13 protein-coding genes are annotated in these 12,034 nt (G+C 40.1%); 5 read left to right on the top strand and 8 right to left on the bottom strand.

What is annotated here, in order from left to right:
* Positions 1-33 precede the first annotated feature (33 nt).
* Positions 34-1,056: a Gfo/Idh/MocA family oxidoreductase gene (locus tag ACLL8Z_RS04585; protein WP_411273583.1), complete on the bottom strand. Its 1,023-nt coding sequence runs from the start codon at positions 1,054-1,056 to the stop codon at positions 34-36.
* Positions 1,057-1,203: 147 nt separating this feature from the next.
* Between ACLL8Z_RS04585 and ACLL8Z_RS04590 the strand changes: the two genes are divergently transcribed.
* From ACLL8Z_RS04590 to ACLL8Z_RS04600, 3 genes are read left to right on the top strand one after another with little or no spacing between them, the layout of a single operon-like run.
* A complete protein-coding gene (locus ACLL8Z_RS04590; protein ID WP_411273584.1) occupies positions 1,204-1,548 on the top strand; it encodes a hypothetical protein in 345 nt (114 codons plus the stop codon).
* Position 1,549: 1 nt separating this feature from the next.
* A complete protein-coding gene (locus ACLL8Z_RS04595) occupies positions 1,550-2,254 on the top strand; it encodes a peptidylprolyl isomerase (RefSeq protein WP_411273585.1) in 705 nt (234 codons plus the stop codon).
* 5 nt (positions 2,255-2,259) lie between these two features.
* The gene (locus ACLL8Z_RS04600) at positions 2,260-3,027 is read left to right on the top strand and encodes an exodeoxyribonuclease III (protein ID WP_411273586.1); all 768 of its coding nucleotides are present in this window, start codon (positions 2,260-2,262) and stop codon (positions 3,025-3,027) included.
* A gap of 1 nt (position 3,028) precedes the next feature.
* Here ACLL8Z_RS04600 and ACLL8Z_RS04605 read toward each other — a convergent pair whose 3' ends face one another.
* From ACLL8Z_RS04605 to ACLL8Z_RS04635, 7 genes are all read right to left on the bottom strand, one after another.
* Positions 3,029-3,619, bottom strand: a complete 591-nt coding sequence (locus tag ACLL8Z_RS04605; protein WP_411273587.1) for a 5-formyltetrahydrofolate cyclo-ligase — start codon at positions 3,617-3,619, stop codon at positions 3,029-3,031.
* Between the two features lie 104 nt (positions 3,620-3,723).
* A complete protein-coding gene (gene efp / locus ACLL8Z_RS04610) occupies positions 3,724-4,284 on the bottom strand; it encodes an elongation factor P (protein WP_411273588.1) in 561 nt (186 codons plus the stop codon).
* A 359-nt stretch (positions 4,285-4,643) separates the two neighbouring features.
* Positions 4,644-5,261: an ATP-binding cassette domain-containing protein gene (locus tag ACLL8Z_RS04615; protein ID WP_411273589.1), complete on the bottom strand. Its 618-nt coding sequence runs from the start codon at positions 5,259-5,261 to the stop codon at positions 4,644-4,646.
* A gap of 86 nt (positions 5,262-5,347) precedes the next feature.
* Positions 5,348-6,136 carry an acyl-ACP--UDP-N-acetylglucosamine O-acyltransferase gene (gene lpxA, locus ACLL8Z_RS04620; protein ID WP_411273590.1) on the bottom strand — a complete coding sequence of 263 codons (789 nt, stop codon included), beginning with the start codon at positions 6,134-6,136 and terminating at the stop codon, positions 5,348-5,350.
* Positions 6,133-7,545: a bifunctional UDP-3-O-[3-hydroxymyristoyl] N-acetylglucosamine deacetylase/3-hydroxyacyl-ACP dehydratase gene (locus ACLL8Z_RS04625; protein WP_411273591.1), complete on the bottom strand. Its 1,413-nt coding sequence runs from the start codon at positions 7,543-7,545 to the stop codon at positions 6,133-6,135. Before ACLL8Z_RS04625 ends, lpxA begins: the two co-directional genes overlap by 4 nt.
* A gap of 32 nt (positions 7,546-7,577) precedes the next feature.
* Positions 7,578-8,615, bottom strand: coding sequence for a UDP-3-O-(3-hydroxymyristoyl)glucosamine N-acyltransferase (lpxD, locus tag ACLL8Z_RS04630; protein ID WP_411273592.1), 1,038 nt, complete (start codon positions 8,613-8,615; stop codon positions 7,578-7,580).
* 70 nt (positions 8,616-8,685) lie between these two features.
* Entirely contained in the window at positions 8,686-9,924 is a 1,239-nt protein-coding gene (locus ACLL8Z_RS04635; RefSeq protein WP_411273593.1) for an HD domain-containing protein, read from the bottom strand.
* Positions 9,925-10,020: 96 nt separating this feature from the next.
* On the opposite strand from ACLL8Z_RS04635, the gene ACLL8Z_RS04640 reads away from it, so the two are divergent.
* Positions 10,021-11,574 carry a PglZ domain-containing protein gene (locus tag ACLL8Z_RS04640; protein WP_411273594.1) on the top strand — a complete coding sequence of 518 codons (1,554 nt, stop codon included), beginning with the start codon at positions 10,021-10,023 and terminating at the stop codon, positions 11,572-11,574.
* Between the two features lie 3 nt (positions 11,575-11,577).
* Positions 11,578-12,015 (top strand): tRNA (adenosine(37)-N6)-threonylcarbamoyltransferase complex ATPase subunit type 1 TsaE, encoded by a 438-nt coding sequence (tsaE, locus tag ACLL8Z_RS04645; protein ID WP_411273595.1) that lies wholly within the window; start codon positions 11,578-11,580, stop codon positions 12,013-12,015.
* The last annotated feature ends 19 nt before the right edge of the window (positions 12,016-12,034 follow it).

Consider the following 12,034-nt stretch of genomic DNA (forward strand, 5'->3'; position numbering starts at 1 on the left):
AACAAACCACCGTGATTTTCTCCCTAAAAATTGTTACTCTGCTTTACTTTCGAGTATTTCTAGTTGGATAAGAACTTCTTCCTCCTTAACAGGAAATGGATTATTGTTTCTAATATTCTGGTATACAGATTCAAAAAGTTCGATATATTTCCCTCTTATTGAAGGAATCGATTCTGTTATTTTCTCTCCTATTGAACTAACGGTAGTTAATCTGCCCTCTTTCCCAGCCGCTTCTTTTCCAAATTCTGCATCTCCAGGCTTCATACCCGCAATTAGCTGGTCTTCCTGAGAATCACAGAAAGACTTTATAAATGAGCCTTTCGAACCATGGATAACTATCCCAGGCAATGGATCAGCAACCAGGAGGCTTGTAGTAATAAACACGTTCTTTTTGCCCGGGTATACCAAGTGAATATGTCCATAATCGTCCACTTTTGACTTTTCACGGTAAATTCCCGTGATCTTTCGATAGCTTTCCGGTCTACCCATCAGGCAAATCACCTGATCGAGCAAATGTGCCGCCAGATCATACATGATTCCACTAGCTGGGAATGGGTTTTCCTTAAATGCTTTTGGGCCTATTTCTGACCGATATCTATCATATCGAAGATGCATTTCGATAATATGGCCTAATTTCCCGCTATTGATAACATCCCGCGTAACTGCGAAATCACTTGAAAACCGCCTGTTTTGATATATCATTATCTTACGGTCAAGCTTCAGGGCAAGTGCAAATAATTCCTTCGCTTCCTTTACAGATGGTGCAAACGGCTTCTCGACCAAAACGTGCTTGCCAGCAAGCAATGCTTGTTTGGTGTGTTCGACGTGCAAATTGCTGGGAGTATTTACAATTACCAATTCAATCTCCTTGTCATCCAGGATCTGAGGCAGGGACTCATAACTTTTAACGCCGGGATAATCTGCCTGAACACGTTTATTATTGTGTTCGAAAACCCCTTTGAAATCAAATCCCTGGTGGAAATTTATAAATGGAGCATGAAATAACTTCCCGGACATCCCATAGGCAAGTAAGGCGGTAACGATTGGTCTTTGCATACACAAATATACTAATGTGTATTAAGGAACAAACTAGCAATAATCGTTAAAACCAGAAAACAAGGCAAATGAACCCAGGATGTTCACGAAATACATTTCTCCCGGACTATAGCTGCATATATCTAATTTTTGTAGACTTTTACGCTTATGAAACCGTCGGAGATAAACGAAAAATGGGTGCTTCTACAAAAAAGAATAGCCAGGGATTTTGACACCGATATCCCCGATATGAAAATTATGCTTTTTTTAATCGGCGTTCAGGAATTAGGAAAAGGGCCGCAAAAATTCAGCAAGAGACAGAAAGAAGAATTGATGCATATCGCAAATTGCAGGTTGTTTAGCGAGATGGGTTTTTATGAGCTGGAGGGAATTGATCAGGATGGGTGGCCACACTGGACATTAGTAAAACCTATACCCGCATATACTCTGCTAGAGCAGGAAATGATCATGAGATCACTGATTATTACTTATTTTGAAACCTTATTAGAATAGCATGAAATACTCTCTTCTATTTCTTACCCTACTGTTTGGGCTTTCATCTGGTGCAAAACCCAAGCATAGCTATGTCATAATAAAAACCTCTAAGGGCGAATGTATCGTGATGTTGTATAACCAAACGCCAAAACACCGTGACAATTTTATAAAGTTAGCTAAACAAGGATTTTATAATGGCACTCTTTTCCATCGGGTAATAAATGAATTTATGATCCAGGGCGGAGACCCCGACTCGAAAAAAGCTGCACAAGCGCAGGCCCTGGGTTCTGGCGACCTGGGTTATCGGGTAGACGCCGAATTTCGGGATAGCCTGTTTCATAAGAAGGGCGTATTAGCTGCCGCCCGTGACAACAATCCCGAAAAAGCTTCCAGTGCCAGCCAGTTTTATCTGGTTCAAGGTAAAAAATTTACCGACGAGGAACTGGACAAAACCCGGATGAGCCGCATGAACGGGAGGTTCATACCTGATTCCCAACGTGCTGTCTATAAAACCTTGGGCGGAACACCTCACCTTGACGGGAATTATACGGTTTACGGAGAAATTGTTCAAGGCTTGGCTATGGTAGATTCAATTGTATCTGTGGCTACTTCAACAGGAAACCGGCCAGTTGAGGACATCCGAATGGAAGTTAGTGTCCTCAAAAATGGCGAAGCAAGAAAAATTGAAAAACGAAAACTCGGACTGAAAAGAAGCCCTCTTTAAATTTCATGAAAATAATTTCATACAATGTTAACGGCATTCGTTCTGCATTGAGCAAGAATTGGCTTGCCTGGCTTGAGGCTGCTAATCCCGATATCGTATGCCTTCAAGAAATTAAGGCTACGCCGGATCAGTTGGTTGACCTGCTGCTCCTGGAACAATTAGGGTACGAACACTATTGGAATCCGGCTGAGAAAAAAGGGTATAGTGGAACCGCAATATTCACAAAACATTCTCCCAGGCATGTCGAATATGGGTGCGGAATTGAAGAGTACGACAGGGAAGGCCGTATTATTCGTGCAGACTTCGAAAATTTTTCCGTAATGAGCTGCTACTTCCCCTCGGGTTCGAGTGGTAGTGAGCGTCAGCTATTTAAGTACCGGTTTTTGGAGGATTTTCAGGAATACGCTGACAAAATGAAAATAGAGCATCCAAAACTGGTAATCTCCGGCGACTACAACATTTGCCACCGCGCCATTGATATTCATAATCCTAAATCCAATGCTAATTCATCAGGCTTTCTCCCGGCCGAACGGGAATGGATGGAAAACTTTATAAATACTGGGTTTGTCGACAGTTTCAGACACTTGAACTCCGAGCCGCATAACTATACCTGGTGGAGCTACAGGGCGAATGCCAGAATGAAAAATTTGGGCTGGCGTATCGATTATAATATGGTAACAGAGGGTTTGCGGAATCACATCAGGCGCTCTGCAATCTTACCTGAAGCGCGGCACTCAGATCACTGCCCGGTTTTGTTGGAGTTGAAATTTTAGTTTACTGAATTTGCCGTATATTAAAGTTCCATGTCTTCCCTGGGGTGATACACCAATCGAGAGGGATATCAAACTCATTAATATCACTAATTACCTCCACAGGGTCGAATAAGGATAATCCGATTTTTAAAACATCCGACCGGCATTCGGATAAAAAACGATCATAAAACCCTTTGCCGTAACCTACCCGATTTCCACGGATATCAAAAGCCAACAAGGGAATAAATACAACGTCTATCTCCTTTGTCGGGATGGTTTTCCCGTGTATAGGCTCCGGAATATCATATTTGTTTCTCCCTAAAATGGTGAATTCATGATCATAGAGAATATTTATGATCGACAGATTCTCAAAATCAGTTCGCGGAACAACGATTTTCAATTGTGGGTTGTGGAGTTTAAAATAGTTGAGAATTGAAAAGGTATCAACCTCATTGTTCTTTCTGATCGGCAGAAAAATGTGTACAGTGGCTCCTTCCTGCCAGTCGATACGTTTAACCTCTTCCATTATTTCATCCGTCAGCATCCAATACCGGGAATGGGGAAGTTTGAGTCGCTGGTCTAAATATTTTTGGCGTATTGAATCTTTATCCACGACACTAATGTAAAAAACTCTACAAGAAAATGCCCAATAAAAAACGGCCTCTCCACCTCTGGAAAGACCGCGTAATCAACCTAAACTAAAACTAAACTAAAATACTATTTAACTCTTTCAATATAATCTCCGGTACGGGTATCAACTCTGACTTTGTCACCCTGATTCACAAATAGTGGAACTTTTATCTCAATACCAGTCTCCACTGTTGCGCTTTTTAATGCGTTTGTAGAGGTATCGCCCTTTACAGCCGGTTCAGTGTAAGTAATCTCCAGTTCGACAGTAGTAGGAGCCTGAGCCATTATTGGTTCTTCGCTTTCGAATGAAACAATAACATTCATTCCTTCTTTAAGAAATCTCGCAGCCGAACCGAATAAGGTTTTTTCTATGCTGAACTGCTCAAATGAGGTATTATCCATCACTACGAAATAATCGCCTTCTTCATACAGGTATTGGTAATCACTGGTTTCTACACGGCAAATCTCCACTTGCTCGTCAGTTCCTAATCGTGCCTCAACTGTTTTAGCGCTCTTAATGTTCCGGAACTTTCCAATATAAAAAGCACCACCCTTTCCTGGAGTACGATGAACTATCTCATCTACAGTTACCAGCTCGCCGTTATAACGTAAAATGTTACCTGTCTTAATTTCTGACGCTTTTGCCATAATACATTAGTGATTTCGAGGCGCAAAGATACGGTGAAAAAGTTAATTTTCAAAAAAGCTGATCAATAGAGCAAATGGCATCTTAAACAGGAAGATTTTTTAACAATAAAATATAAAAAACGGATCAAATGGAAATAAAACAAGAATGAAAAAGAAATAAAAGATAGTAATTGTTTATGTTTTATCCCTCTTTTATCCCTGTTTGATTCGTCTTTGATTCCTGTTTTATATTGCGTCTTTTTAGATCCTAACAAATAGAAGCCTCTTCGGATTAGGGCGCGAAAAAAGCAAACATCTACACCTTCATTCGAAGAAGTTTTGCAAATCACAACTTAAAATCAAATAAGAGTGTAGAATGTCTACTTGTAGTCTTCAACATTTATTCTTTCTGCACAAAAAGAATATTCATGTTCCTGGTTAGAACATATTATGACGAGCCGGTCTGTCGAGAATATGGTTATGAGAGAACGATACCATTCTATGCCCTGCTGATCCAGATTGGAGGTTGGTTCATCGAGCAAAAGCACTTTAGTGTCCGAACAAAAGGCCAGGGCAAGTTTGACACGCTGTTTCATTCCGGAAGAAAAATTTTTTAACACCTTATGTTCTGAATGCAATAAATTAAGCAGAGCTACAAGTGACGATTTATCATAGCCTTCTCGGTATTTCTTAAATTGGAAATGGAAATCGATATGCTCACTAAGAGAAAACTCTTCAATAAGCTCGAGATAGGGAGCAGCAAGGCTTAATTCAGGAAAGACATTTTCGATATCCACCTGGACGTTATTGCTGGAATAAATTACTTTGCCTTCTGAACTGGTGAGGCTGCCGGATATTACTTGCAGGAGTGTTGACTTTCCACTTCCATTGGCACCGAGGATAGCATAAGAATTCCCGGTCTCGAAAGTATAATTTACATTTTTAAAAATCCAATCCCGGTTAAAACGCCTTCCGATCTGTTCGAGGATGATCTTCATAAATCAGTTGAGTGCCGATAGTCATCGGAATAAAAATTACGAATTACAATTTGCAATGAGGATGCCATATCGGAAAGTTTATATCGTCAGACTCCGCTGCCGAACCCCTTCATTACTCCCCGATTTGAGTTACGAATAAAATCGAGGATTTCGTCCCGAATTTCTGTAGGCTCTCGTTCAGTTTCAATAATATCCAGAGCACGGCTGATGTTGAGTTTCTTCAGGAAAATCGTTCTGTAGATATCCTGGATTTCATAAATCTGCTCGGAGGAGAACCCTCTTCTCCTCAACCCTACCGAGTTAATACCAACATAGGAAAGTGGCTCACGTCCAGCTTTAGTATATGGCGGTACATCTTTACGAACAAGCGATCCGCCGGATATAATTGAATGTGCACCTATAGAAACGAACTGATGCACTGCCGAAGCACCTCCAATAAATGCGAAATCCTGTACTTCAATATGTCCTGCCAGTTGAACCGAATTGGCTATTATCACATTATTTCCTATTACACAATCATGGGCTACGTGAACATAGGCCATCAGGAGGCAATTTGCTCCAATGGTTGTTGTATTCTTATCAAGCGCTGTTCCGCGATTAAGTGTTACGCATTCTCTAATGATCGTATTATCGCCGATGGTAACCGTTGAGGCCTCTCCCATGTATTTGAGATCCTGAGGCTCTGCAGAAATAACTGCCCCTGGGAAGATGCGGCAATTTTTTCCAATTCGCGCACCATCCATAATAGTTACGTTCGACCCTATCCAGGTACCTTCACCGATCGTCACATCTTTGTAAATAGTTACGAACGGCTCTACAACTACATTAACAGCAATCTTCGCCTGAGGATGGATATACGCTAATGGCTGGATCATACGTTTGCTTCGCTTTCTTTTACTCTGACTATTTGTGCCATCATTTCCGCTTCCACAACAATTTTTTCTCCAACCATTCCCACACCTTTCATCTGGCAAATACCTCGTCTGATAGGTTCCATCAAATCGCATCTAAAGATAATGGTATCTCCCGGTAATACTTGTGCACGAAATCTCACTTTGTCTATTTTAAGAAAATAGGTCAGGTAATTCTTCGGATCAGGGACTGTACTGAGTAACAAAATTCCACCTGTTTGAGCCATAGCCTCTATCTGGATTACCCCCGGCATTACAGGTGCACCCGGAAAATGCCCTTTGAAGAACTCTTCATTCATCGTGACATTTTTCACACCGACAACGTGGGTTTTAGATAGTTCTAATATCTTGTCGATAAACAAAAAAGGCTGCCGATGGGGAAGCATGTTCATAATCTGAACTACGTCGTATAAAGGCGTTGCATTAGGATTATAGATTTGAACGTGTTTCTTGCTTTTTTCTTTTTTGATCTGGGCTTTGATCTTTTTTGCAAAAGCAATATTAGCTGCATGTCCGGGGCGGGCAGCCATAATATGGCCCTTTAACGGTACCCCTACCAGTGCCAGATCTCCAATCATGTCTAATAATTTATGGCGCGCTGGTTCGTTCTGATGGCGTAGCTCTATATTGTTTAGGATACCTTCTTTGGCTACATCAATATCATCACGGTTAAAAAGCTTAGCAAGGTTCTTTAGCTCCTCTTTACTAACTTGTTTATCTACCACAACAATTGCGTTATTGAGATCTCCTCCCTTGATAAGATTGTGCTTGAGAAGCATTTCTAATTCATGAAGGAAACAAAAAGTTCTGCATGATGCTATTTCTTTTTTAAACTCAGAAATGGTGGTAATAGCGGCGTGCTGGCTACCCAACACCGGCGAATTATAGTCGATCATACAGGTAAACCTGTAATCGTCAAGCGGCATTGCAACCATTTCAACTTTACGATCAGGTTCTGAATAGTGAATATTGTGCGGGATAGTATAATACTCACGATAAGCTTCTTGCTCTATAATGCCTGCTTTTTCTAAAGCTTCCATGAACATGATCGAACTGCCGTCCATGATTGGCGTTTCAGGTCCGTCAAGTTCGATAATAACGTTATCTACCTCCGCACCAACTAAACTCGCCAGCACATGTTCAACCGTATTTACACTTGCACCGTTTTGGGAAATCGTCGTTCCTCGTGAAGTATCAGTAACATTGTCAACATCTGCGTCAATAACTGGCGATCCTGGCAGATCAATGCGTTTAAACTTATAACCATGATTTTCAGGGGCGGGCTTGAACGTCATGGTAGCCAATTGGCCTGTATGTAACCCAACTCCTGTAACAGAAATCTCAGATTTTATTGTTCTTTGTTTTACATTCATATCATTTTCGTCAACCAGCCAATTGCAGCTGATTACTTTACACTATCCTTAATGATTTTTTCAAGTTCCTGAATCCTTTTTTCAAGTTCCGGCAGCCTTTTCATGACTACCTGAACTTTAAGAGATTCCCTGTATGTTCCCAGGGGTACCCCATTCCAGCTCATGTTTTCTTCTTTTATCGAATTATTAACCCCCGACTTAGCTCCAATATTCGATCCGTTCGCAATAGTAATATGACCTACGATACCTACCTGACCTCCAATAACGCAATTTTCGCCAATTTTCGTGCTTCCGGAAATTCCGGTTTGAGCGGCTATAACAGTATTAGCACCAATTTCAACATTATGGGCGATTTGAATAAGATTATCTAGTTTTACACCTTTTCGTATAATTGTTGAGCCCATTGTCGCCCGGTCGACCGTTGTATTAGAACCAATCTCAACATTTTCTTCAACAATAACGTTCCCTATCTGGCTAACTTTGCGGTAGCTTCCTTCGCCGTCTGGTACAAAGCCAAAGCCGTCAGCCCCGATAATAGCACCCGAATGGACAATGCTTTTATCTCCTATTTCACAATTGAAATAAACCTTCACACCTGCGTATAGTGTCACATTTTTTCCAATTGTTACATTATCTGCCACGTAAGTATTAGGGTAGATCTTACTGCCATCGCCAATCCTCACATCGGAGCCTATGTATGCGAAGGAGCCTATGTACACATCCTTCCCAAGTTTCGCTGTGGGATGAATGAAGCTAAACTGCTCAATTCCGATTTTATTAGACTTTATCATCTCATCGTACTTTTCGAGAAGTATCGAAAAAGCGCTATAGGAATTTTTAACCCGTATCAGCGTAGCGTGTACTGATTGTGTTGGAATAAAATCATCATTTACGATAATTACTGAGGCCTGGGAGGTATAGACGTACTGTTCATACTTTGTATTAGCTAAAAATGAAAGTGAGCCAAGACGTGCTTCTTCGATTTTTGACAGCTGATTTACCGCGACCTCGGGATTACCTTCAACAGTACCTTCCAGTAATACTCCAATCTGATGTGCAGTTAATTGCATGCGGCAAATTTAGATGTTATTAGTTAACCTACAAATTTTGTACTTATAAGTGTATTCTGCATAAGACGTGTTAACCATTAAATAGTTTCACCTCTTTAATATAACAAAGGATATATTTCTGTACAGTTCTAACCAATGCTTCAAGATTTGAATTATCAGATGCTGTAGTAATATCCTGTATTGAACCATCTTTCATCAGTATCTTAATGCTACCACTGCCAACACTGTATGCGTTGTTCCTTATAGTGTCTGTAAATACGAAGTAAGAGGTGTCATCTTCCTCAATTTCGAACTCATCTATTGCGTTTTCTGCAAGATTATTGATTTTTTCAATAGAAGGAGGTTCATTGGTGATCTCAACCTGATAAAGGTTCCGGCTTATCAGGTGCTTACACAAAGTTGATAGGATCAAATCCTCGTCGTCGCACCAAACCTTTATAGATGTAAATATATCGTGGTCATCCAGTTTTGTAAACCGCTCTAAGATCCGGAGATCATTCCTGAAATCATCCCTACTGATTGAATTGGTTAAGAAATAGGCAAAACAGGGACTTGCGAACAAGCGTCTACCCTGACCTGAAATCTCCTTTGCCCGTTCAAGAATCTTTACCAGCATTTGCTCCGCAGCAATTACGGTTTTATGCAAATAAACCTGCCAGTACATCAACCTTCGTGCTATCAGGAATTTCTCAATAGAATAAATACCTTTTTCTTCAACGACAAGCTGATCATCAACTATATCAAGCATTTTAATTATCCTGTCAAAACTTATAACCCCCTCAGAAACTCCAGTAAAAAAACTGTCTCTGTTAAGATAATCCATCCGGTCGATGTCAAGCTGTCCTGATACCAGTTGATGGAGAAATCTTTTATGATACCTGTCATTGAAAATCTCAAGTGCAAGAAAAAGCCTTCCATCAAACTCCTGATTAAGTTTATCCATCAAAAGTTTAGAAACATGTTCGTGTGAAATTCCCTCTACGATGGTATGCTCCAGTGCATGGGAAAAAGGGCCATGCCCAATATCATGCAGGAGTATGGCTATAGTAACAGCCTCTTCTTCCTCATGAGAAACAGCTTGACCCTTGCTTTTGATAGTATCAATTGCCAGGCTCATCAGGTGCATTGCTCCGATCGCATGGTGAAATCTGGTATGCAATGCTCCCGGGTAAACCAGGTGGGTCATTCCGAGCTGCTTAATATAACGCAAGCGCTGTACATACGGATGCTGAATAAGATCAAATACCAATTCTGAAGGAATGGTAATAAATCCATAAACCGGATCATTAATTATTTTCTTCTTATTCAAGATTTAGAACCCTAAGGCACAAAAATTGTTAATTTTAATGACAATTGAGCTGTTTAAAAAGCTCAATGCTTTTAATATTGCTAAATTTACGTTCAAATGCAGGAAACTAACATTTTATGGGCCGATGATGAAATCGATTTGCTGAAACCCCATATACTATTTCTAAACGAAAAGGGATACAAAATAAAAACCGTTACTAATGGGAATGATGCATTAGACTGTTTTAAAAAAGAAAACTTTGACCTGGTTTTTTTGGATGAAAACATGCCCGGACTCACGGGCCTGGAGACTCTTGCTAAAATAAAGACTATAGATCCCGACGTGCCTATTGTGCTCATCACCAAGAATGAGGAGGAGTATATGATGGAGGATGCTATTGGATTTAAAATTGACGATTACCTAATCAAGCCGGTTAATCCAAAACAAATACTTCTTACTATTAAAAAGCTTATCGACAATAAAAGGCTTATTAGTGAGAAAACCTCAATGGCTTATCAACAGGATTTCAGGACATTGGGGATGACACTTAACGACAACTTAAGCCATGCGGAATGGGTAGAGGTTTATAAAAAGTTAGTTTATTGGGAGCTTTCACTTGAAACTTTGGAAGATGAGGGAATGCATGAAATTTTGACAGTCCAGAAGGCAGAAGCAAATGTACAGTTTTCGAAATTCGTGGAGCGGAATTACCTAAGCTGGCTTAAGAACCCTGACGAGGGGCCAATCACCTCGAATCAATTATTTTCAAAAAAAGTGTTCCCTTCACTTGAAGCGAAAAAGCCCACTTTTTTCATCCTAATAGACAACCTTCGATATGATCAATGGAAAATGATTAACTCTATTCTTATGGATTATTACCGGATAGACGAGGAAGACAGTTATTATAGTATTCTGCCGACTGCAACACAGTATGCGAGGAACGCAATCTTTTCAGGAATGATGCCCCTTGAAATGGAAAAGCGTTTTCCCGACATGTGGCAGAATGATGAAGATGAGGGCGGCAAAAACCTATTTGAAGAAAAATTCCTTGCCGATCAAATACAACGTGTTATGCGGAAGGAGTGCAAATATTCTTATAATAAGATCCTTACCTATGAACAAGGAAAAGCTATAAATGAGAATATAAATAACTTAATGGGTAACGACCTGAATGTAATTGTATACAACTTTGTCGACATGCTTTCTCATGCACGCACAGATATGGCAATGATCCGCGAACTTGCTAATGATGAAGCAGCATACCGGTCGCTTACTCTTTCCTGGTTTGTTCATTCACCTTTACTCGACGCCTTGAAAAAGCTTTCGCAAAAAGACATTAAACTAATTATCACTACCGATCATGGAACTATTCGTGTAAAGCACCCAAGTAAGGTTATCGGCGATAGAAATACCAATTCAAATTTGCGTTATAAACAAGGGAAAAATCTGAATTTTAACGCAAAAGAGGTGTTTCACGTTAAGAATCCTCATGAGGCGATGCTTCCTAAATTACATATGAGCTCCGGATTTATTTTTGCTAAAGAAGACAGTTATTTTGTTTACCCTAATAATTACAACCAGTTTGTAAACTACTTTAATGAAACTTTCCAGCATGGCGGAATTTCGTTAGAAGAAATGATCGTACCTTACGTAACGTATAGTCCGAAATAGGCATTGAGAGATTTATATTGCGATGTGGAATTTTTGATCCGTGACATAGACGAACTTCCTGGCGCTGGGAAGCGGCTTTTGGAATTTTTCCCTGATGAAAAGATATTTTTCTTTGAGGGCATCATGGGTGCTGGAAAAACTACTTTAATCAAAGCCTTATGCGCAGAACTTAAAGTTAAGGATACCGCATCTAGTCCAACCTATTCAATCGTAAATGAGTATAATTACCCTGATGGGAAGATATTTCACTTTGATTTCTTCAGGATAAAAAGTGAGATTGAGGCATACGACCTTGGTTTTGAGGAATATCTTTATTCCGGAAATTATTGTTTTATAGAATGGCCTGAGAAAATTCATGGTTTATGGCCTGAAAGCTACATTAAAGTAGTTATTGCAAATGCTGACGATCAGTTAAGGTCGATCACCGTGACGAAAATTTGAAAAGCAATAAAGTGAATTA

It is taken from the genome of Daejeonella sp., assembly GCF_046590655.1.
Lineage (GTDB): Bacteria > Bacteroidota > Bacteroidia > Sphingobacteriales > Sphingobacteriaceae > Daejeonella.

Bases quoted from the DNA above. Each gene is read 5' to 3' on its own strand.
- ACLL8Z_RS04585 (WP_411273583.1), bottom strand. From the start codon at position 1,056: ATGCAAAGACCAATCGTTACCGCCTTACTTGCCTATGGGATGTCCGGG.
- ACLL8Z_RS04590 (WP_411273584.1), top strand. From the start codon at position 1,204: ATGAAACCGTCGGAGATAAACGAAAAATGGGTGCTTCTACAAAAAAGA.
- ACLL8Z_RS04595 (WP_411273585.1), top strand. From the start codon at position 1,550: ATGAAATACTCTCTTCTATTTCTTACCCTACTGTTTGGGCTTTCATCT.
- ACLL8Z_RS04600 (WP_411273586.1), top strand. From the start codon at position 2,260: ATGAAAATAATTTCATACAATGTTAACGGCATTCGTTCTGCATTGAGC.
- efp (WP_411273588.1), bottom strand. From the start codon at position 4,284: ATGGCAAAAGCGTCAGAAATTAAGACAGGTAACATTTTACGTTATAAC.
- ACLL8Z_RS04615 (WP_411273589.1), bottom strand. From the start codon at position 5,261: ATGAAGATCATCCTCGAACAGATCGGAAGGCGTTTTAACCGGGATTGG.
- lpxA (WP_411273590.1), bottom strand. From the start codon at position 6,136: ATGATCCAGCCATTAGCGTATATCCATCCTCAGGCGAAGATTGCTGTT.
- ACLL8Z_RS04625 (WP_411273591.1), bottom strand. From the start codon at position 7,545: ATGAATGTAAAACAAAGAACAATAAAATCTGAGATTTCTGTTACAGGA.
- lpxD (WP_411273592.1), bottom strand. From the start codon at position 8,615: ATGCAATTAACTGCACATCAGATTGGAGTATTACTGGAAGGTACTGTT.
- ACLL8Z_RS04640 (WP_411273594.1), top strand. From the start codon at position 10,021: ATGCAGGAAACTAACATTTTATGGGCCGATGATGAAATCGATTTGCTG.